The 22,199-nt window shown below is 38.8% G+C and carries 18 protein-coding genes, 3 tRNA genes and 3 rRNA genes; 2 read left to right on the forward strand and 22 right to left on the reverse strand.

Annotated features, from left to right (window positions below; genetic code table 11):
* Nucleotides 1-46 precede the first annotated feature (46 nt).
* The 13 genes from yhbY to DQM45_RS07920 form a co-directional block, all read right to left on the reverse strand.
* Nucleotides 47-355, reverse strand: coding sequence for a ribosome assembly RNA-binding protein YhbY (gene yhbY, locus DQM45_RS07860; protein ID WP_003083880.1), 309 nt, complete (start codon nucleotides 353-355; stop codon nucleotides 47-49).
* Nucleotides 356-414: 59 nt separating this feature from the next.
* Nucleotides 415-1,530 (reverse strand): ribosome biogenesis GTPase YqeH, encoded by a 1,116-nt coding sequence (gene yqeH, locus DQM45_RS07865; protein ID WP_003085998.1) that lies wholly within the window; start codon nucleotides 1,528-1,530, stop codon nucleotides 415-417.
* Nucleotides 1,530-2,057: a YqeG family HAD IIIA-type phosphatase gene (locus DQM45_RS07870; protein WP_003086046.1), complete on the reverse strand. Its 528-nt coding sequence runs from the start codon at nucleotides 2,055-2,057 to the stop codon at nucleotides 1,530-1,532. The genes yqeH and DQM45_RS07870 overlap by 1 nt, the downstream gene beginning before the upstream one ends.
* A gap of 103 nt (nucleotides 2,058-2,160) precedes the next feature.
* Nucleotides 2,161-2,709 (reverse strand): sigma-70 RNA polymerase sigma factor region 4 domain-containing protein, encoded by a 549-nt coding sequence (locus tag DQM45_RS07875; RefSeq protein ID WP_003084656.1) that lies wholly within the window; start codon nucleotides 2,707-2,709, stop codon nucleotides 2,161-2,163.
* A gap of 221 nt (nucleotides 2,710-2,930) precedes the next feature.
* A tRNA-Arg gene (locus tag DQM45_RS07880) sits at nucleotides 2,931-3,004 on the reverse strand.
* A 53-nt stretch (nucleotides 3,005-3,057) separates the two neighbouring features.
* Nucleotides 3,058-3,131, reverse strand: a tRNA-Asn gene (locus tag DQM45_RS07885).
* Nucleotides 3,132-3,136: 5 nt separating this feature from the next.
* Nucleotides 3,137-3,252: ribosomal RNA gene (rrf, locus tag DQM45_RS07890) — 5S ribosomal RNA — on the reverse strand.
* Nucleotides 3,253-3,356: 104 nt separating this feature from the next.
* Nucleotides 3,357-6,261 (reverse strand): 23S ribosomal RNA (locus DQM45_RS07895).
* Between the two features lie 299 nt (nucleotides 6,262-6,560).
* Nucleotides 6,561-6,633, reverse strand: a tRNA-Ala gene (locus tag DQM45_RS07900).
* 170 nt (nucleotides 6,634-6,803) lie between these two features.
* A 16S ribosomal RNA gene (locus DQM45_RS07905) occupies nucleotides 6,804-8,352 on the reverse strand.
* The 16S, 23S and 5S rRNA genes sit together here with 3 tRNA genes alongside, the layout of an rRNA operon.
* Nucleotides 8,353-8,646: 294 nt before the next feature.
* On the reverse strand, nucleotides 8,647-9,195 hold the full coding sequence (gene hpf / locus DQM45_RS07910; RefSeq protein WP_003082693.1) for a ribosome hibernation-promoting factor, HPF/YfiA family: 549 nt from the start codon (nucleotides 9,193-9,195) through the stop codon (nucleotides 8,647-8,649).
* Nucleotides 9,196-9,269: 74 nt separating this feature from the next.
* Nucleotides 9,270-9,950, reverse strand: a complete 681-nt coding sequence (locus DQM45_RS07915; protein WP_003085727.1) for a ComF family protein — start codon at nucleotides 9,948-9,950, stop codon at nucleotides 9,270-9,272.
* Nucleotides 9,940-11,241 (reverse strand): DEAD/DEAH box helicase, encoded by a 1,302-nt coding sequence (locus DQM45_RS07920; protein WP_003084125.1) that lies wholly within the window; start codon nucleotides 11,239-11,241, stop codon nucleotides 9,940-9,942. Before DQM45_RS07920 ends, DQM45_RS07915 begins: the two co-directional genes overlap by 11 nt.
* Before the next feature lie 55 nt (nucleotides 11,242-11,296).
* On the opposite strand from DQM45_RS07920, the gene DQM45_RS07925 reads away from it, so the two are divergent.
* Nucleotides 11,297-11,926 (forward strand): YigZ family protein, encoded by a 630-nt coding sequence (locus DQM45_RS07925; protein WP_003085293.1) that lies wholly within the window; start codon nucleotides 11,297-11,299, stop codon nucleotides 11,924-11,926.
* 112 nt (nucleotides 11,927-12,038) lie between these two features.
* A complete protein-coding gene (cysK, locus tag DQM45_RS07930) occupies nucleotides 12,039-12,965 on the forward strand; it encodes a cysteine synthase A (protein WP_003085481.1) in 927 nt (308 codons plus the stop codon).
* A 33-nt stretch (nucleotides 12,966-12,998) separates the two neighbouring features.
* Here cysK and DQM45_RS07935 read toward each other — a convergent pair whose 3' ends face one another.
* From DQM45_RS07935 to fmt, 9 genes are all read right to left on the reverse strand, one after another.
* Entirely contained in the window at nucleotides 12,999-13,352 is a 354-nt protein-coding gene (locus tag DQM45_RS07935) for a S1 RNA-binding domain-containing protein (protein ID WP_003083428.1), read from the reverse strand.
* Nucleotides 13,352-14,752 carry a bifunctional Cof-type HAD-IIB family hydrolase/peptidylprolyl isomerase gene (locus tag DQM45_RS07940; RefSeq protein ID WP_003086028.1) on the reverse strand — a complete coding sequence of 467 codons (1,401 nt, stop codon included), beginning with the start codon at nucleotides 14,750-14,752 and terminating at the stop codon, nucleotides 13,352-13,354. The genes DQM45_RS07935 and DQM45_RS07940 overlap by 1 nt, the downstream gene beginning before the upstream one ends.
* Nucleotides 14,753-14,785: 33 nt before the next feature.
* Nucleotides 14,786-15,427: a response regulator transcription factor gene (locus DQM45_RS07945; RefSeq protein ID WP_003084661.1), complete on the reverse strand. Its 642-nt coding sequence runs from the start codon at nucleotides 15,425-15,427 to the stop codon at nucleotides 14,786-14,788.
* Complete coding sequence (locus tag DQM45_RS07950) at nucleotides 15,420-16,424, reverse strand: sensor histidine kinase (protein ID WP_003085144.1); 1,005 nt, start codon at nucleotides 16,422-16,424, stop codon at nucleotides 15,420-15,422. The genes DQM45_RS07945 and DQM45_RS07950 overlap by 8 nt, the downstream gene beginning before the upstream one ends.
* Nucleotides 16,421-17,116 carry a cell wall-active antibiotics response protein LiaF gene (gene liaF / locus DQM45_RS07955; RefSeq protein ID WP_003082835.1) on the reverse strand — a complete coding sequence of 232 codons (696 nt, stop codon included), beginning with the start codon at nucleotides 17,114-17,116 and terminating at the stop codon, nucleotides 16,421-16,423. Before liaF ends, DQM45_RS07950 begins: the two co-directional genes overlap by 4 nt.
* Before the next feature lie 113 nt (nucleotides 17,117-17,229).
* Nucleotides 17,230-19,158, reverse strand: a complete 1,929-nt coding sequence (gene pknB, locus DQM45_RS07960; protein ID WP_003085655.1) for a Stk1 family PASTA domain-containing Ser/Thr kinase — start codon at nucleotides 19,156-19,158, stop codon at nucleotides 17,230-17,232.
* Nucleotides 19,155-19,895, reverse strand: coding sequence for a Stp1/IreP family PP2C-type Ser/Thr phosphatase (locus DQM45_RS07965; protein WP_003083611.1), 741 nt, complete (start codon nucleotides 19,893-19,895; stop codon nucleotides 19,155-19,157). The genes pknB and DQM45_RS07965 overlap by 4 nt, the downstream gene beginning before the upstream one ends.
* 38 nt (nucleotides 19,896-19,933) lie before the next feature.
* Entirely contained in the window at nucleotides 19,934-21,256 is a 1,323-nt protein-coding gene (gene rsmB, locus DQM45_RS07970) for a 16S rRNA (cytosine(967)-C(5))-methyltransferase RsmB (protein WP_003082585.1), read from the reverse strand.
* A complete protein-coding gene (gene fmt, locus DQM45_RS07975) occupies nucleotides 21,249-22,181 on the reverse strand; it encodes a methionyl-tRNA formyltransferase (protein WP_003085053.1) in 933 nt (310 codons plus the stop codon). The genes rsmB and fmt overlap by 8 nt, the downstream gene beginning before the upstream one ends.
* Nucleotides 22,182-22,199: the final 18 nt, after the last annotated feature.

The raw sequence follows: 22,199 nt of genomic DNA on the forward strand, positions 1-22,199 counted from the left end.
TTAAGAATAAATCAAACAAAATAGGTAATATTTTATGTTAGGTATATTAAATATCTTTTACTTTTGGTGAGAGTTTCCGATTTTCTTTTTTTGCAGATACCTTATAAAGAATTAGAATCCGTCCAATTTTTAGAACCGTTTCACATCCAATTTCATCTTCTAAAGTTTCTGCAACGTCGTGAATGTTCTCATCCGTATTTTGTAAAAGAGTTACTTTGATCAACTCTCTTGCATCTAAAGCATGTCTCACGCTTGTCTTAACCTGATTATTTAAACCATTTTTACCAATTTGAACAATTGGCTTTAAACTGTGTGCTTCTGCTTTCAAAAAAGCTCTTTGTTTACTTGTTAACATCTTATTTCCTTTATTTTGCGTCAATTTTATGAGTTATAATAGTAAATTCTACCACATTTTTAAATAATGGCTTTACGCGTCATGACAGCCACACCTTTCGGGGCCCATCCTGCAATTTTTACAGGATTTTCCTTACTCCCATTAATACAGATCCATCCTAATCCAGAAAATACCAAGTCCATTTTGCTATCAATAAAAAATTCATAATTTATTAATTCTGGAAAATCTCTATTTTCATTATCAGGTGGAATTAATAAGCTACCTCTGTGTTTATGATAAAAAGCATCTGCTCCTTCAAGTTTCGTTCTATGCAAAGCTAGGTTATTATCAAAGTAAGCTGTAAAGCCTTGCTTTATCCCTGAAATAAAATCGAAACGACCAAGACCAGCTAAGAATAAAGTTTGCCCTGCATTTAACTGATAGGTCTTTGGTTTGATTTCTTTTTTAGGACTAATATATTTTAAGTCTTTAGCAGAAAGATAATGTGCCATCTGATGACGGTGAATTATACCTGGTGTATCAAATATATATGTTCCATCTTCCAATGGAATTTCTATCTTATCAAGCGTAGTACCGGGAAAACGCGATGTCGTAATGATGTTTTTATTACCACTAATTTCTTGAATGATAGCGTTTATCAAGGTTGACTTACCAACGTTTGTTACTCCAACCACATAGACATCTCGACCCCTGCGAAACTTATCAATTAAGGCAATCAATTCCTTAATAGCATATTTATTCTGTGCACTTGTTAACATAACATCAATTGGTCTCAAACCTTCTTCGTGTGCTCTTTCCAACAACCATTGGTTAACCTTGCTGTCTTTTGTGGATTTGGGTAAGATATCCTTTTTATTCCCAACTAAAAGGACGTCATTGCCAGCAACAAAACGAGACAAACCTGGTATAACTGAGCCATTGAAGTCAAAAATATCAACTACATTGACCACTAGAGCATCGCTATCTCCAACTTCATGTAATAACGTCAAAAAGTCATCATCTGAAATTTGCACATCTGAAATTTCATTATAATGACGTAAGCGGAAACAGCGCTGACAATAAAGCTCGCCTGTCTCCATCCCTTTTTTTACAGCAACTTGAGGGGTGAATCCGATCTCCTCTTTATTCTCGGTTTGAATCTTAACTCCACAACCTATACAAAATAATTCTTCCATTAAATTCCTTTTTGGTAAGTTAATTTACCATATTTCTTTTCCAATTTTGCAAAAACCCGTTTTTCACGAAAACGATTTATTTTTGTATTCCATGCATCAGATGCTACTAATGGTTTTACAAGCACTGAACGGATACCAGCTCTATGACTTGCTCGAATATCAGTCATTAACTGGTCACCAACCATGATAACTTCATTAGGATTGAAACCGTAACGCTCCATTGCTATCTTGATCCCTCGTGAAAAAGGTTTCATCGCACGGCTAATAAAATCCACACCAAAACGAGCAACTGCTCTTTCCACACGCCGATGATTATTATTAGAAACCACAACCACTGAAATATTTGCGATAGTCATTTCATCTAACCAAGCTCTTACTTCCGCCGTTCCATCAGGATTATCCCAAGCGATGAGGGTATTATCTAAATCCACTAAGACGGCTGAAATTCCTTCTCTTAACAAGTCATTCGCTCTTAAATCATATACTGCTTCTACCATGTAGGTCGGCCTATAATCGTCAATACTCATTTTATCTCCAAAATAGTTATTACTACTCATTATACCATAATAGAAAGTAAAAGTATGTATTTCAATCATCCAAAAATAAGTATCTCACCGCTATTTTATTAACCTATTGAAAATCTATAAAGAATGGTTTTAACTTACGTAGTAAAGATTTTCGCCCAGAAAAGCGCTCTCCTCTTAACAATGCTTTAAATTGACTTTTTTCTTTGGTAGTTAAATACGGCTTCAATTCTTCAATAATTGACTGATAAGCAACAAAATCATCAAGGACAAGACCCTTTTCAGGTATCCGATGGGAAACTTCACTAATTTCTTGATATGGTAAGCGATTCAATTTTCGTTTGAATGATTCCTGGTGACGAATGGTATCTTTTATGTGGGATGAAAATTTAGTTTTAAAATATACAAATAACTTTTTTTGATTGTTTCTTAACTCAGGATTACTTTCAATAAGATTATATAGAACTAGACGTCCCTCTTGTAGCCAATCATCAGTTTCCCATAGTTGAATAAAGTAGCTCCGCATTAACTTAAAAATAATTGGCTTTACATGGCTAAATAATTCATTTAATTCAATATTATACATAGACTTTTTAGTAACACCTTCTTTCAAAATAATAGTCATATTGTAAAAGAAAGTTACAAAAAAGAACATGACATTGATGTCACGTTAAGAAGTTTAGACATATTTATGAATAATTAACAGTCATAGACGGTGGCAAACACAGAACTAGAGATTATTCCGACAGGAGTAAATAGTTTATTTTTTACAGCCGGTAACATATCGGTTTATTTTATAATAAACTATTTAACTAATACGATCATAAAGAAAAAGAACATGGGTACAGTGCCTACCATGTTCTTTTTCTATCACAATGCACCCTAGAGGAGTCGAACCTCTAACCGCCTGATTCGTAGTCAGGTACTCTATCCAGTTGAGCTAAGGGTGCTTCCTTTGTTAACCATAAATCAAAAAAGATAGGAAAATTCCTACCTCTAAAGACTCCGCCAGTAGGACTCGAACCTACGACATCATGATTAACAGTCATGCGCTACTACCAACTGAGCTATGGCGGATTAAAGCTAAGCGACTTCCGTATCTAACAGGGGGCAACCCCCAACTACTTCAGGCGTTCTAGGGCTTAACTGCTGTGTTCGGCATGGGTACAGGTGTATCTCCTAGGCTATCGTCACTTAACTTATGATTGAACTCTAATCTTAGTCCACTCAAAATTGAATAACTATATCTTATCAAGAACTCTACCTCTTTGTCAATAAACGTCTGTCTATTATTTCTTATCTTTGGATAAGTCCTCGAGCTATTAGTATTAGTCCGCTACATGTATCACTACACTTCCACTTCTAACCTATCTACCTGATCATCTCTCAGGGCTCTTACTGATATAAAATCATGGGAAATCTCATCTTGAGGGGGGCTTCGCACTTAGATGCTTTCAGCGCTTATCCCTTCCCTACATAGCTACCCAGCGATGCCTTTGGCAAGACAACTGGTACACCAGCGGTAAGTCCACTCTGGTCCTCTCGTACTAGGAGCAGATCCTCTCAAATTTCCTACGCCCGCGACGGATAGGGACCGAACTGTCTCACGACGTTCTGAACCCAGCTCGCGTGCCGCTTTAATGGGCGAACAGCCCAACCCTTGGGACCGACTACAGCCCCAGGATGCGACGAGCCGACATCGAGGTGCCAAACCTCCCCGTCGATGTGAACTCTTGGGGGAGATAAGCCTGTTATCCCCAGGGTAGCTTTTATCCGTTGAGCGATGGCCCTTCCATGCGGAACCACCGGATCACTAAGCCCGACTTTCGTCCCTGCTCGAGTTGTTGCTCTCGCAGTCAAGCTCCCTTATACCTTTACACTCTGCGATTGATTTCCAACCAATCTGAGGGAACCTTTGGGCGCCTCCGTTACCTTTTAGGAGGCGACCGCCCCAGTCAAACTGCCCGTCAGACACTGTCTCCGATAGGGATTGCCTATCTGGGTTAGAGTAGCCATAACACAAGGGTAGTATCCCAACATCGCCTCTAACGAAACTGGCGTCCCGTTCTCAATGGCTCCTACCTATCCTGTACATGTGGTACAGATACTCAATATCAAACTGCAGTAAAGCTCCATGGGGTCTTTCCGTCCTGTCGCGGGTAACCTGCATCTTCACAGGTACTAAAATTTCACCGAGTCTCTCGTTGAGACAGTGCCCAAATCATTACGCCTTTCGTGCGGGTCGGAACTTACCCGACAAGGAATTTCGCTACCTTAGGACCGTTATAGTTACGGCCGCCGTTTACTGGGGCTTCAATTCAGATCTTCGCTTGCGCTAAACCCTCCTCTTAACCTTCCAGCACCGGGCAGGCGTCACCCCCTATACATCATCTTACGATTTAGCAGAGAGCTGTGTTTTTGATAAACAGTTGCTTGGGCCTATTCACTGCGGCTGTCATCGCTGACAGCACCCCTTCTCCCGAAGTTACGGGGTCATTTTGCCGAGTTCCTTAACGAGAGTTCTCTCGATCACCTGAGGCTACTCGCCTCGACTACCTGTGTCGGTTTGCGGTACGGGTAGTATGTATTTAAACGCTAGAAGCTTTTCTTGGCAGTGTGACATCACTAACTTCGCTACTAAACTTCGCTCCCCATCACAGCTCAATGTATTAGGTATAAGCATTTGACTCATACCACACCTCACTGCTTAGACGTGCTCTTCCATTCGCACGCTTTAGTTAGCCTTCTGCGTCCCTCCATCACTATACATACTAGTACAGGAATATCAACCTGTTGCCCATCGAATACACCTTTCGGTCTCTCCTTAGGTCCCGACTAACCCAGGGCGGACGAGCCTTCCCCTGGAAACCTTAGTCTTACGGTGGACAGGATTCTCACCTGTCTTGCGCTACTCATACCGGCATTCTCACTTCTATGCGTTCCAGCACTCCTCACGGTATACCTTCTTCACACATAGAACGCTCTCCTACCATTACTATTACTAGTAATCCACAGCTTCGGTAAATTGTTTTAGCCCCGGTACATTTTCGGCGCAGGGTCACTCGACTAGTGAGCTATTACGCACTCTTTGAATGAATAGCTGCTTCTAAGCTAACATCCTAGTTGTCTGTGCAACCCCACATCCTTTTCCACTTAACAATTATTTTGGGACCTTAGCTGGTGGTCTGGGCTGTTTCCCTTTCGACTACGGATCTTAGCACTCGCAGTCTGACTGCCGATTATATCTACTTGGCATTCGGAGTTTATCTGAGATTGGTAATCCGGGATGGACCCCTCACCCAAACAGTGCTCTACCTCCAAGAGACTTAACATCGACGCTAGCCCTAAAGCTATTTCGGAGAGAACCAGCTATCTCCAAGTTCGTTTGGAATTTCTCCGCTACCCACAAGTCATCCAAGCACTTTTCAACGTGCCCTGGTTCGGTCCTCCAGTGCGTTTTACCGCACCTTCAACCTGCTCATGGGTAGGTCACATGGTTTCGGGTCTACATCATGATACTATTTCGCCCTCTTAAGACTCGGTTTCCCTACGGCTCCGTCTCTTCAACTTAACCTCGCATCATAACGTAACTCGCCGGTTCATTCTACAAAAGGCACGCTCTCACCCATTAACGGGCTCGAACTTGTTGTAGGCACACGGTTTCAGGTTCTATTTCACTCCCCTCCCGGGGTGCTTTTCACCTTTCCCTCACGGTACTGGTTCACTATCGGTCACTAGAGAGTATTTAGGGTTGGGAGATGGTCCTCCCAGATTCCGACGAGATTTCGCGTGTCTCGCCGTACTCAGGATACTGCTAGGGCTCAATTCAATTTTAAATACGAGGCTATTACTCTCTTTGGCTTACCTTCCCAGGTAATTCTTCTATTAAATTAAAGTCCCACGTCGCAGTCCTACAACCCCGAGGAGTAAACTCCTCGGTTTGCCCTCCTGCCGTTTCGCTCGCCGCTACTAAGGCAATCGCGTTTGCTTTCTCTTCCTGCAGCTACTTAGATGTTTCAGTTCACTGCGTCTTCCTTCTCATGACCTTTATAGTCATGGATACTAACCATTAGTTAGTGGGTTCCCCCATTCGGACATCTCTGGATCAGCGCTTACTTACAGCTCCCCAAAGCATTTCGTCGTTAGTCACGTCCTTCTTCGGCTTCTAGTGCCAAGGCATCCACCGTGCGCCCTTATTAACTTAACCTTATTCCAGTCTTTCGACCTTCTTATTTTTTTTAATATGTTCGCGTTTATCTTTTTTTCGGTTTATTTCTTGTTACTTTTCTACAATCATTTTAATGATCGTGGAATTTGATATAGTTATTCAATTTTCAATGGACTATGTTTAGGATACAAAGCAACGCTCGCTTTAGCGAAACTTCTGTAGAAAATTAGGATTCTGACACAGTGTGCTTGCACACAAGGAAGATTATCTATTTTCCTAGGAAGTTAGTTGCGTGTTCAACTTCACTTATTATTAAGTTTAGGTGGACTTATATCCTATGGAGCCTAGCGGGATCGAACCGCTGACCTCCTGCGTGCAAAGCAGGCGCTCTCCCAGCTGAGCTAAGGCCCCGACTAATAAACTGGTTGTTACATTATTAGTGGTGGTACTATTCTATTACGTGAAGCTTAATTGTATTCAAACTAAAATCTTTTTCATACAGATTTCTTAACGTTCTCATAACTTAAATAAGACCTCTCAAAACTAAATAAGACAAGACCAAACGTCTTCCATTTCCTTAGAAAGGAGGTGATCCAGCCGCACCTTCCGATACGGCTACCTTGTTACGACTTCACCCCAATCATCTATCCCACCTTAGGCGGCTGGCTCCTAAATGGTTACCTCACCGACTTCGGGTGTTACAAACTCTCGTGGTGTGACGGGCGGTGTGTACAAGGCCCGGGAACGTATTCACCGCGGCGTGCTGATCCGCGATTACTAGCGATTCCGACTTCATGTAGGCGAGTTGCAGCCTACAATCCGAACTGAGATTGGCTTTAAGAGATTAGCTTGCCGTCACCGGCTTGCGACTCGTTGTACCAACCATTGTAGCACGTGTGTAGCCCAGGTCATAAGGGGCATGATGATTTGACGTCATCCCCACCTTCCTCCGGTTTATTACCGGCAGTCTCGCTAGAGTGCCCAACTTAATGATGGCAACTAACAATAGGGGTTGCGCTCGTTGCGGGACTTAACCCAACATCTCACGACACGAGCTGACGACAACCATGCACCACCTGTCACTTCTGCTCCGAAGAGAAAGCCTATCTCTAGGCCGGTCAGAAGGATGTCAAGACCTGGTAAGGTTCTTCGCGTTGCTTCGAATTAAACCACATGCTCCACCGCTTGTGCGGGCCCCCGTCAATTCCTTTGAGTTTCAACCTTGCGGTCGTACTCCCCAGGCGGAGTGCTTAATGCGTTAGCTCCGGCACTAAGCCCCGGAAAGGGCCTAACACCTAGCACTCATCGTTTACGGCGTGGACTACCAGGGTATCTAATCCTGTTTGCTCCCCACGCTTTCGAGCCTCAGCGTCAGTTACAGACCAGAGAGCCGCTTTCGCCACCGGTGTTCCTCCATATATCTACGCATTTCACCGCTACACATGGAATTCCACTCTCCCCTTCTGCACTCAAGTTTGACAGTTTCCAAAGCGAACTATGGTTAAGCCACAGCCTTTAACTTCAGACTTATCAAACCGCCTGCGCTCGCTTTACGCCCAATAAATCCGGACAACGCTCGGGACCTACGTATTACCGCGGCTGCTGGCACGTAGTTAGCCGTCCCTTTCTGGTTAGTTACCGTCACGTAATGGATTTTCCACTCCCATTACCGTTCTTCTCTAACAACAGAGCTTTACGATCCGAAAACCTTCTTCACTCACGCGGCGTTGCTCGGTCAGGGTTCCCCCCATTGCCGAAGATTCCCTACTGCTGCCTCCCGTAGGAGTCTGGGCCGTGTCTCAGTCCCAGTGTGGCCGATCACCCTCTCAGGTCGGCTATGTATCGTCGCCTTGGTGAGCCTTTACCTCACCAACTAGCTAATACAACGCAGGTCCATCTCATAGTGGAGCAGTTGCCCCTTTTAAGTAGATGACATGGGTCTTCTACTTTCATGCGGTATTAGCTATCGTTTCCAATAGTTATCCCCCGCTATAAGGTAGGTTACCTACGCGTTACTCACCCGTTCGCAACTCATTAGACTGGTGCAAGCACCTGTCCTCTGCGTTCTACTTGCATGTATTAGGCACGCCGCCAGCGTTCGTCCTGAGCCAGGATCAAACTCTCATTTTAGTTTGAACTTTCTCGTTCTTTCTGTCGCTGACAGATTTATTGCTTTTGCTTGACGGGTAATATGTCTTGCATATCACCCTCACGTTTGGTTTTTCTTGTCTTATTCAGTTCTCAAAGGTCTTGCATCTCTTACGAGACAACTATTTTATTCTATCAGCTATCTCCTGCTTTGTCAATAACTTTTTTCAGTTTATTTTCAATTGTTCTTTTACATCATTTTTTAACATTCTTATCTTCATTTCCCTTAGGTGGTGATAAAAAAATAGCAGGAAATCTTCCTGCTATTTTTCTCTTTTATTTTGCCTCAATAAGGCCTAAATCTCCATCTTCACGACGGTAAAGAATATTTGTTTCACCATCTTCAGAATCTGTATAGATGAAGAAATCATGACCTAGGAGTTCCATCTGTAAACGCGCTTCTTCAATATCCATTGGTTTAAGTGTAACATTTTTAGTACGGACAACTTTGACAACCGGACTTTCTTCAACCTCTTCTGATTCAAATTCACTTGTGAAAACTTGACCAGTTGGAATCTTTTCACGATGTTTTTTAGCGATTTTAGTTTTATTTTTACGAATTTGACGCTCAATCTTATCAACTACTAAATCGATTGATCCATACATGTCTTGTGAGACATCTTCTGCACGAAGAGTCATTGAACCTAGTAAAATAGTTACTTCAACTTTAGCAGTCTTTTCACGATAAACTTTAAGATTGACACGAGTATCTATTTCATTTTCTTCAACAAAATATTTTTCAATTTTAGCAAGCTTAGATTCAACGTAGTCGCGAATTGCATCTGTTACTTCAATATTTTCTCCACGAATACTAAATTTAATCATAAGATACCTCTTTCCTAACGCATGAAGCGCTTTCTTTAATACTATTATACCGTTTTCATGAAAATTTGCAAGTTTTAGCGTGCAATACTGAAACTTTTTATATTAGTAAAACCTTCAATAATAAGTACGTCTCTAACATGTTTTATAGTTGTTCCAGTAGTATAAATATCATCAATAATTAACAATTTTTGATTTTTTTGAACTTTTTTAGCCAGTTCATTAATATAGAAGCTATTAGTGCTCCTTAAACGTTGGACTTTATTTTTCTGAGATTGGTGTTCATTTTCAACTTTACTAACTATTGGTGAAAATTGACAACCTGCTGCTTCCAATATTGCTGTTACTTGATTAAAACCTCTTATTTCTTTCCTCTCTGGACTGACCGGAACTGGTATTAGTACATATTCCTTATAGTTTTTTCGCACTGCTTCTAGGAATGGTTGGGCAAAAATAGTTCTAAGTAAATAATCCCCTTGAAATTTGTAACTTGAAAAATACGCTTTCATGTAATTGTTATATTTGAATATGGCATGATGCCTAACCGTATATCCCTTTTTACTCCACTCAATACAATCATTACATAATTTAGCTGATCCAGATTTAAAACAAGATGGACAATGTTTTTGGTCTACTCGTTTAAACTTATTTTGACAAGAGTGACATGTTATTGGTTCCTTTTTCATAAAAAAAATAATTTCTAAGAGAGAATAACTGTGTTCAACACAATTTCCACATAAAAGACAATTATAGCCCATAAGCTTCCTTATTTAAGCCTCTTATTTCTTTTCTTGCTCTATACATAGCAGAGCTCACTCCCTCATGAAAAAAGATCACTTTACCAGTTGGGCGATCGACAGATCTCCCAACCCGCCCAGCTATTTGAATGAGACTTGAAGAGGTAAAAAGATGATGGTGCGCTAATATTACAAAGACATCCACACTAGGAATCGTAACACCTCTTTCTAGAATCGTAGTCGTAACAAGAATTGATAACTCCCCTCGACGAAAGTTCTCAATCAATTCTTTACGTTTAATAGTTTGGCTACTTACATAACCTATTTTGTGACTAGGAAATATTTTTACTAAAGTTTCATAGAATTTCTGACCTTTCTCTATGATAGGAAAAAAAATCAAAAGTGGATAGAGAAAAGTAGTCTGTTTTTGTATGGCAGAAAATAGCTTATGAGGGAGTTTATCCCTATCCAAATATCTTTGAAGATTAAAAATCAATTGAAAATCAGGTACTATCAAAGGATTACTATGAAATCGTCTGGGTAGAGTTATTTTGGTCAGTTTACCATTTATCACTTCCCTCTCTAGAAACTTTGTGGAGGTAGCTGTCAAATAGATTAATCGACCTTCCTCTGTCAACGCTGACATAACAGCACGATTTAGAAGTGGGTTATCAACAAATGGAAAAGAGTCTACCTCATCAATAATAATCAAATGAAATGCCTTATAAAACTTCAATAATTGATGAGTTGTTGCAATAACGAGCGGAGCTCTATGATAACTTTCTGACTCTGCATGCATCAAAACAATCTGACATGAGAAGTCACGGCTTAAGCGCTTATGAACTTCAATACAGACATCAATTCTCGGACTGACCAAAGCCACCCATTTCCCGCTATTAACTACTTCTTTGATAATTCTATAAATCATCTCTGTTTTACCTGCTCCTGTAACAGCATAGACCAAGCTCCGTTTTTCTAAATAATAATTTTCAACCAATTGTTTAGAAATACTTTCTTGATAAGGTGTTAAAGCTCCTTTCCACTTGAGATAATTCCCTTTAGGAAATGGCTGAGCAGGGAAATAATAGAGCTTGTCATGACTTTGCACTCGGCCAAAAATTAAACACCTTCTGCAATAGTAGTGTCCATTAGGCAGTAAGTGATCCTTATCGGCTTTAGTAAAACAACGTCCGCAATAATAATCCTTACCGTCACACTCAAAACTATCTTTAGTTCTTGCAATCTTTCGTGCTTCATAGCTAATTTGATTAGCTGTAAATATGCGACCATATAAATTCTCTAAATGTTCCATACTTATCTATTCGAGATATTTTGCCAAAATGCTGTTTTTACTGTAAACTTTTCTTATGGAATCTTACAAAACAATACAAGCAAATGGTTATTTCGAAGAGGTAATTAAAAAATCACGTTTTATTGGTCAGGTTTTTCGCATTTCAAGTGAAGAAGAAGGCAAAGCAATTTTAGCAAACATAAAAAAAGAACACTACAAGGCTAATCATTCTTGTTCTGCTATGATCATCGGCGAGAATGCACAAATAAAACGTTCAAGTGATGATGGTGAACCATCTGGTACTGCCGGACTACCTATCCTTTCTATCCTAGAAAAGCAGGGCTTAACTAATATTTTAGTGGTTGTCACGCGCTATTTTGGTGGGATTAAATTAGGAACTGGCGGCCTCATAAGAGCTTACTCTTCAGTAACAGCTGCAACATTAGATAACTCGCAACAAATCATAGTAAAAGAACAAGTTGGTCTGCGCGTTCACTTAAGTTACTCTCAGTATCAAGTTTTTACTAACTTTATAGAAACCTACGGATTAGTCGAACAGCATACTACTTTTACTGATCAAGTCTCAACAACACTCTTTTGCGATTTCGATTTTCAATCTAAACTGATTCAAGAGCTCTCAGAATTCTATCAAGGCAAGATTTCTTTTGAAGCGGTTGACTCTCAAGTTGTTGAAATACCTATTTAAGTCCTCTGATATATTTCATCTATCAAGGTAATAAAATAATTCTATTTTACATCGTACGAGTTAGGCCATATACTATGTTTAGAATTAGTATATAATTAAGGTGGAAAATAATATGTCTAAACTATACAACAATATTACAGAACTGGTTGGTCAAACTCCAATCATTAAATTACAACATTTAGCTGACAAAGAATCAGCTGATGTCTATGTTAAACTCGAATCTTTTAACCCAGGTTCTAGTGTTAAAGACCGTATTGCTCTTGCAATGATTGATGCTGCTGAACAAGAGGGAATCATTAAACCAGGTGACACCATTATTGAACCAACTAGCGGAAATACTGGTATTGGCTTAGCCTGGGTCGGAGCTGCAAAAGGGTACAAAGTTATTATTGTTATGCCTGAAACTATGAGTCTAGAACGTCGCCAGTTGATTCAAGCTTATGGAGCTGAATTAGTTCTTACCCCAGGTTCTGAAGGAATGAAAGGAGCTATTGCTAAAGCTCAAACTTTAGCAACCGAAATTGGAGGCTGGCTTCCATCACAATTCACTAACCCAGCCAATCCTAAAATTCACGAAGAGACAACTGGTCAAGAGATTTTTGAAGTTTTCAAAGAAATCGGCCTAGATGCCTTTGTTGCGGGAGTTGGTACTGGCGGAACCATAACAGGAGTTTCCCATGCGCTAAAAAAAGTTATGCCTGAACTTAAAATTTATGCCGTTGAAGCTGATGAATCAGCTGTCTTGTCAGGGCAAGAACCTGCTCCGCATAAAATCCAGGGAATATCTGCTGGTTTTATTCCTGAAATCCTAGACACTAACACATATGACAGCATTATTCGAGTAAGCTCTGATAATGCCCTTAAAACAGGTCGTTTGGTCGGAGCTAACGAGGGATTCTTGGTGGGAATTTCATCTGGCGCTGCCATCTATGCGGCTTTGTCCCTAGCTAAAGAATTAGGTAAGGGCAAAAAAGTTCTCGCGCTACTTCCAGATAATGGGGAACGCTATCTCTCCACTGCGCTTTATCAATTCAATTAAAAAAACAGGTGCCATCTGTCAAGGCACCTGTTTTTAATGTTTAAAATGTTCTAATCCTTCTTTTATCCAAAGATCCAAATTAGCAGCTAGTGGCTTAAAGCCTATTTTTAATCGACTATTTGAAAAACGATGGCGGTGTGATAATTGATGTTTCTCTTCTTCTAATGTTCTCATGGAAAGACTAACTTTTTGGTTGAACTCATCATAATCAACGACTTGTACATCAACCGCATCACCTACTGCTAGTATGTCATGAATATTATCAATATAGCCTGTTTTAATTTCTGAAATATGGATGAGACCTGTTGTCCCATTATCTAGGGCAACAAAAGCGCCATAGGGTTTGATTCCTGTAATAGTCCCATGAAATTTGTCGCCTATTTTCATTAATCTAAAACCTCAATTGTCTCAATGACCACATCTTCTTTAGGCTTATCCTGCAGACCAGTTTCAACAGCAGCTATGGTATCCAACACGTCATACGAAGCTTGATCAAGCAATTGGCCAAATACAGTATGTCGTCTATCTAGATGAGGAGTTCCACCTTTTTCAGCATAAGAAGCTGCAATAGGTGCCGGCCAACCTCCTCGTTCTAATTCTTTTTGAGCATATGGAATTTTCTTGTTCTGAACAATAAAGAATTGACTACCATTAGTATTTGGTCCAGCATTTGCCATCGAAAGAGCACCGCGGAGATTATAAAGCTCATCTGAAAATTCATCTTCAAAACTATCTCCATAGATAGATTGCCCTCCCATTCCTGTTCCTGTTGGATCTCCACCTTGAATCATAAAATCGGGAATAATACGATGGAAAATGATACCATCATAATAACCTTCTTTTGCAAGGCCAATAAAATTAGCCACTGCTTTAGGAGCGTGTTCAGGAAAGAGTTGTACTTGCAAATCGCCATGATTCGTTTTAATAATAGCTTTTGGTCCCTGAACAGTATCTAAACCTACTTGCGGAAAGTGTAATTCTTTTTCAATCAAACCTAATTCCTCCAATGCATATAAAATGCCATCTTCTTCTACTTTTTTTGTAACAAAATCAGCTTTTTCCTGCAATAAGGGATGAGATATCCCCATTGCAATACTGATTCCAGCATAATCAAATAATTCTAAATCGTTCAACTCATCCCCAAAAACTAAAATATTTTCAGGCTTTAAGCCAAGATGATCAACTACTTTTGAAACACCTAATGCTTTTGATGTCCCCTTTAAAACAACATCTGATGAATTATCATGCCATCTAACCAGTCGTAAGTGTTCGGCCAAATCATCAGGTAGTTGCAATGCATCTCCTTGATCCTCAAAGGTCCACATTTGGTAAACATCATGCTTTTCGTTAAAATCCGGACAAACTTCTAAATCTGCATACACAGGATCAATAGCCTTGCTGACTAAGTCATTTCTTTCTGATAGTACAGCTTGATGGCGGCCTGCCATCCCATAGTTGATTCCCACAGCATCAGCCCACTCTTTGAATCTCATTACGATTTCATCAGGAATAGGTGCTTGGAAGATAATATTTTTCAGATCATCTTTAGCATAAGCCCCATTCAACTTAACACAGTAATCAGCATGTAGTTCTTGAACCTCTTGAGGGACACCGTATCGTGCACGACCAGAAGCAATACCAGTCAGAATGCCCTTTGCTTTTAGTTCTTTGAAGATTTTTTGAATCGTTTCTGGCATATAGCCAGTATCTTTTATTCTTAGGGTATCGTCAATATCAAAGAAAACCATTTTTATTTTCTTTGCTTTATATTTCGTTTTTGCGTCCATCTTTTCCCTCCGTTAACAGATACCATTATACCACTAATTGTCGTCTTGTGGCACTAAGTGGTGTCGGAAAGCATAGACTACTGCTTGCGTTCGATCATCAACTTCAAGTTTAGATAAAATATTGGAAACATGAGTCTTAACTGTCTTCAAGGATATAAAAAGTTCATCTGCAATCGTTTGATTATCATAACCCTTAGCCAAAAGGTATAAGATATCATATTCACGAGCCGTCAATTCTTCATGTAAATCTGGATGTTGATTATGAGCTTTAATTTTTTTATCTACTTCTGTCTCAATTGCCAGCTGACCTTTAGCTACTTTACGAATAGCATTGAGTATTTCTGCAGCACTTGATGTCTTTAACATGTAGCCTTTTGCTCCCGCTTCGATAACAGGGTAAATTTTTTCATTGTCCAAATAAGATGTGAGCACTAAAATTTTAGCTTCTGACCATTTCTGTAAAATTTCAAGCGTGGCTTCTACCCCACCTAATTCTGGCATAACAAGATCCATCACCACTACATCAGGTTGTATCTCAAGCGCTAGCTTAACTCCTTGTCGTCCATTTGAAGCTTCGGCAACAACCGTGATGTCCTTTTGCATGTTTAAAAAACTTTTTAATCCTAAACGCACCATTTCATGATCATCAACTAAGATTACCTTAATATTATCCATTTTTTCCCTCCGCAACTAATGGTAATCGAATATCCATTGAAACACCTTTACCGCGTTCACTGATTACATTAAGTGATCCAGCAAAATCATCAATCCGATCTTCTATATTTTTCAAACCATAACTTAGATTTCGAACTTCGTCCATATCAAACCCCACACCATTATCAACCATTTTCAATTGTACTTCATTTTTACTTTGATTGAGGTATAATTCAATGCGGCTAGCTTTAGCATGTTTTAGCGTATTACTTATAAATTCTTGTGCAATTCTAAAGAGATTATCCTCCATAGCTTTTGGTAATGATTTTATATTTTCTTTATAAATAATTTCTATATCACTCTTATCTGTCAGCTCTTTGAGAATCATCTGTATCCCTTCAGTTAAGGTGCGATTTGCTAATTCTGTTGGCCGTAAATGCAATAGCAAGACTCTTAGATCCTTTTGAGCATTCTGCAGCATTGCTTCTACTGTTTGTATTTGTGTATTTAGTTCTTCTTTTTCCAAGTCATCTATACTCATGGATATTCCCGAAAGAATCATAGAAGATGCAAATAGTTCTTGACTTACAGTATCATGCAGATCGCGCGCGATTCGTTTACGTTCACGATGTACAATATTTTGACTATCTAAGATATAGGCACTTTCCTTTTTCTGTAAGCTATTGGTCATATGAAACATTTTTTTAGAAAGCCGGATTAGATTTATATTTATTTCTGATGTCTCTTCTAGTTTAAGTGACTTATTATCTATAATACGACGTAAATTCTGATTAATACTTCTCTTACTAATGTCATCTAATGTAATCCAAAGAAGTAATAACAATAATGTGACTGAGACAATGAGTAACAAAACAGAGAAAAAAAGTTTTTCCGCCCGCCAAATATTCAAGCGTAAATAGTTTAAATCCAAGCCTAAATTATCCATGACTACAAAAACAATGGTTAAGATAGTGATAGTTGAATAGAGCCAAATTAGTAGATAGTAACGTTTTTTCATCGTCTGCTCACCTCAACATTTCCTGCAATGGTGTTGACAATAATTTTAACTTTTTTAAGACTATCTGCACTTTTATCACAGCCCAACTTGATGGACTCATTACGCAAATCATATTCATGTGTCTTTAAAAAAGAAATAGTTGCATAAATAGAAGATACTTCTAGTGTCACTGCAACATCTATTGGAACTAAAATTTTTGTATTACCAAAGACTTTTCGAATCATAACCATATTATCTTGACCAGTCACAATAACATTCGTCAAATCAATTGTATCATTACCACTAACACGTATAATGTTGACATCATCAAAGGCATAGTAGTCACTCTCGTAAGTTGCCGAACCAATCCATTGATGTTTGGTTTGTTTGACATCTATTCCATCTTCACTAAAACGGATTAAGGCATATCGATTTTTCTTTTTGACTTGTGAAAAATGGTTAATAAAAACATAAATAATCCCAAATAAAACCGCAAGAATAATGTAGGGATTTAACATAAAAATCAAGAAAAGTAATAATAGGCTCACTGTTAACAGAAAATTGTTTCGACTATCTTGATTATAAAATCGTAATGCTAATAAAATAATAACTAAGATAAAAATAAAGCTAGTTACATTATTTGCCAAAATGGTCATAATTCCCATGGCTAAAAGCATACACTCAACTAATAAAAAGAATTGAAATTTTTTCATTGAACTCCTTTCACTTCTTTGACATTTTATCAAAAAAACAGAAGAATTTCACTTTTTGTCGTATACTTAAACAAAAAGCACCCGACAATATAATATCTGGTGCTTTTTTCTATCTATTGACTTGGATCCGAACTGGTTGTAGATGTGCTAGTACTGGTTGAGGTGCTGGTTGAGCTGGATCCAGAGCTCGACTCAGAGGATGAATTGGTGGTGGAAGAACCTGAACTAGTACTAGACTCAGAACTAGCTTCTGTACTTGATGAACTTGAACTACTTGATTGTGGAGTATGTTGGCTATCACTATTAATATAAAGACTGATTTCTCCTGTGTCAGTCAGCGAAATCTGCCCGCCAAGTAGAGGATTTTGATAAGCAATTAGTGTATCAGAGCTTGGATTAACCGGTGTCATAGTACCATCAGGATTCATCTGATAAACCTTAACACGATTTAAATCAATTCCCTTCTCTTCAAGTAAGAGTTTAGCATTCTTATAGGTCATTCCAATGAGTTGTGGCATCCCAATTATTTCTGTGGTTGCAACCGATAAGGTAAACTTCGTTTTTCCGTTGGGATTAAAGTAGCCCTTATTTGGTGATTGGTTTAAAACAATATCTTGCTTGCTATAATCATCTTTTATAACACGTTTAATCTTTATTTGTTTACGTTTTAAACCGTAAGTAGTCATTAAGTCTTCCATAGCCTTTTGATAATCGTCACCTACATAATCCTTAACTTTAAAGCCACTACTTCCTTTAGAGACTATAATGTCTACCTTAGAACCCTCACGTTTTGTTGTTCCTGCGATCGGATTAGTTTCAATGACATTTCCTTGTGCAACTTCATCACTTGGTACTTGTTCAACATTCCCAACTTTAAAACCTAGCGCTTGTAAATCTGCTTTTGCAGTCTGTAAATCTCTACCACTTAAGTTAGGAACTTTAACATTAGTAGGTTTTGTTAAAATTAAGAACGTAAAGATGGCTACACCAACCACAAATAAAGCAAATAAAATTTTGAAAAGAGTTCCTAAGAAACGTCCTCTCTTTTTCTCTTTTTTAGGCTTTTTAAGCTGTTCTGAAGTCTGTGCTGCTTTAGTGGGAGTGGTTGTTACCTTAGGACTTGATTTAGGACTGGTATTAAGCGTAGGAGTCACTTTTGGCAAAGGTTTTGTGTTCTCACCGTCATCAAAAATCAACTTCTTTTCACGACTACGATTATAGCTCAAGGCTGTCATTAAATCTCTGCTCATTTCAAAAGTCGTTGCATAACGGTCACTTAACTTTTTAGCTGTTGCTTTAATAACAACGTTTTCTAAAGCTTGGGGGACACTAGGATTCTCATCTACAATTGAAGGAAGCGGTTTTTGGAAATGTTGCAAAGCAATCGTTACCGCACTATCCCCATCATAGGGAATATGACCAGTCAACATTTCATAGAGCATAATTCCCATTGCATAGATGTCACTTTGAATAGTTGCTTTTGAACCACGTGCCTGCTCAGGCGATAAATAATGAACACTCCCTAACATGGAATTAGTCTGTGTTAAGCTGGTTTCCGCAAAAGCAACAGCGATACCAAAGTCTGTGACTTTGACAACTCCTTCTTTAGTTAAAAGAATGTTCTGTGGTTTTAAATCTCTATGAACAATACCTTTTTGATGGGCTAAAGTCATTGCCGATAAGACTTCTTCCATAATCCGAACCACTTGATTATTAGTCAGAGGTGCGTTATCTTGAATGAACTTCTTAAGATCTGCGCCATCAACATATTCCATTACTAAAAATTGCTGCCCGTCTTCTTCGCCTATATCTCTAATAGCTACGATATTAGGATGATTCAGCTCAGCCATTGCTCTTGCTTCCCTTTGGAAACGTGCAACAGCAACTTGATCTGTCTGATAATTCGTCCGCAATACCTTTATTGCCACATCTTCATTATCTAAGATCAAGTCATTAGCTAAATAAACATCTGCCATGCCTCCACGGCCAATAGATTTTAATATGCGATATCGACCAGCAAATAATTTGCCAATCTGTATCATTTCTCATCCTCACTTTCGTTGTGAACCAAAGCGATTGTGATATTATCTAAACCTCCACGCAGGTTTGCTAAGGCGACAAGTTCTTGGTTTTTTGCTTCAAGACTAATATCTTTAGAAATTATCTCCACAATCTCAGCATTGCTAACCATATTCGTTAGGCCATCTGAATTGATAACGAGATAGTCATCCTTCTCTAACACTTTAACTCCCAAATCAGTCTCAACTGGTGAAGCTTGACCAATAGATTGGGTAATAATGTTTTTCTGAGGATGACCAGTTGCTTCTTCTTCGGTAATTTGACCAGCTTTAACCAATTCATTAACTAATGAATGATCACTAGTTAATAAGTGATATTCCCCATTAGTCACTAAACCAATCCGCGAATCTCCAACATGGGCAAAGATAGCAGTATTATCTACAAGAGCAACTGCTTCTACAGTCGTTCCCATACCTTTGTAATCTTCAGTTTGTCCCATGTCATAGATGCGTTTGTTTTCGAATTCAATAGTTGTTAACAACCAATCCCTAATCTGACTTAGTTCCGTCAACTCAGTTTGAACCCACTCTTTTCCAAGATCTGTTACAGTCATTTCACTTGCAATATTTCCAGCTCTATGACCACCCATACCATCAGCTAAAACAACTAGGGTAATACCCTTTTTATTATCAAATTTATTGATGAAATCTTGATTATTTGAGCGTTTTTGCCCAATATCTGTTATTAATGAAATCTTCATATACGTCTCTTCTGACTAAGTCAGTCTCCTCCTAAATACTACAAGATTCTACGGACCTGGCTGATAAAGAAACCGTCCGTTTGATACTGCTCAGGAGTGACAAGAATACACCCATCTTTCACAATATCAGCTTGCGTATGCTTAAGTTTTACTTGTTCAAAATTAGAATGACTTTCAAGAAATTTTTCAATAACTTGAAAATTTTCCTCATCAAAAATAGTGCAAGTGCTATAGGTTATTATACCACCTTTTCGTATCGTTTGACAAACGCTAGACAGTATCTCCAATTGCAGAGTCTGTAAAGCTGTCAGATCTTGACTATCTTTATTATACTTTATATCCGGTTTACGCCTGATTAAGCCAATGCCTGAACAAGGAGCGTCCACTAAAATCTTATCGAAAGAATCTCTTGCAAATACTTCGTGAACCCTACAAGCATCTAGTGCTCTCGTTTCAATTTTGTCCAAGACTCCCAAACGCTCCGCATTTTCTCTTACCAAGAGAAGCTTGTGCTCATGAATATCTAAGGCTGTAATTTTACCAGTTGTCAAATAAGAGGCCATGTGACAAGTTTTTCCACCAGGCGCACTGCAAGCATCAAGAATATTCTCATCACCTTTTATTGCTAAAGTTGGTGCTACTAATTGACTGGTTTCGTCTTGAATAGTAATCGCTCCTTCTTGAAAGTAAGCATTACTAGCAAAATGACCAGTTGCTTTAGTTAAAGCTGTTGGCGCTAATGGGGACGGCTGAGCTCCTAGGTTATTTCTAATTTCATCAAAGTCTTGTGGATTAATCACACGAATACTCGCTTTGCTATGAAGCGAGAGGCTTTCCATAATAGCAATTGCCCGATCGTCACCAAATTGCTCAAATAACTTTTTCACTAACCATGTCGGTACAGAATATGTGATTGAATAGCGCTTGTTTTTACGTTTAATACTATCTAATGAAGGAAGAGTCCCTGTGGATATCTGTCGTAAAATAGCGTTAATATATTTTTCTGCCCCTCGTTTGTTGCCTCTATTCTTAGCAATATCTACAGCGTCATTGACAATAGCATGACTGGGTACTTTTTCTAAATAAAGTATTTGATAAAGACTAAGCATGAGTAAATAGTATACCCACTTATCTAATTTTTCTCGATCTTCTACATAATGAGATAAGTACCATTCAAGCGTGATTTTTTTGGCAATAGTACCATACACAATTTCTGTAATTAAACCTTTATCCTTACCTTGAATAGATTGATTAGAAAGCTGATTGTTGAGTGCTATGTTTGAATAAGCACCATTATCAAAAATATCTTCAATTGCTAACAGAGCTTTTCCACGCGCTTTTGTTTTCCAATTATTAGCCAAAGTAATCACCCACTTTTAAGTCCCTACCAACACCATTTAAAAAGTCGGCAATTGCCATTTTAGGTTTACCTGCTGGTTGCACTATGTGCAAGGAAAGAGCTCCATCTCCAGTAGCAATAACCAAGTTTTTCTTGGTTTTTTCAATAATTTGACCTGGATGTCCTTGGCCTTCTACAAGTGATACATCATAAATTTTAAAACGCTGACCCTTGAGAAAGGTATGTGCCACAGGCCACGGATTCATACCACGTACTTGATTGAAAATTTGCCGAGCTGGTTGGCTAAGATCAATTTTTTCCTGCTCAGCAGTAATATTTGGTGAGAATGTTGCTTGACTGTGATCCTGCGGAATAGGTTTTAGGGCCCCTGAAAGATATTGTGGCAAAGTTTTCAAAAGGAGGTCCCGACCAACAATAGCTAGTTTTTCAAAAAGTGTTCCAACGTTATCAGTATCTAAAATTGGAGTACTTGCTTTTGCAACCATATCTCCTGCATCCATTTCTTTAACCATCTCCATAATGGTTACACCTGCTTCTTTTTCACCATTCATAATAGCATAGTGAATCGGCGCACCTCCACGGTATTTGGGTAAGAGAGATGCATGAACATTCAGAGCAAAATCAACTGCATTTAAAAGCTTACTAGGTAAGAATTGTCCAAATGCCGCAGTAATAATCCCATCTGCACACAAAGCTATCATTTCTTCTAACTCTTGTGAACCAGATAATTTTTCAGGCTGAATAAGCGGTAAGTCATATTTTAAAGCAAGTTCTTTAACAGGTGTCATTCTGATTTCTTTTTTACGTCCTACCGCACGGTCAGGTTGAGTTACAACAGCCAATATCTCATAAGAACCTTCTGAAATAATACCCTCCAATACAGTTGCTGAAAATTGGGGAGTCCCCATAAATATTATTTTTGTCATTCTTTTCCTCACTTTGTC

This window comes from Streptococcus porcinus (assembly GCF_900475415.1).
GTDB lineage: Bacteria > Bacillota > Bacilli > Lactobacillales > Streptococcaceae > Streptococcus > Streptococcus porcinus.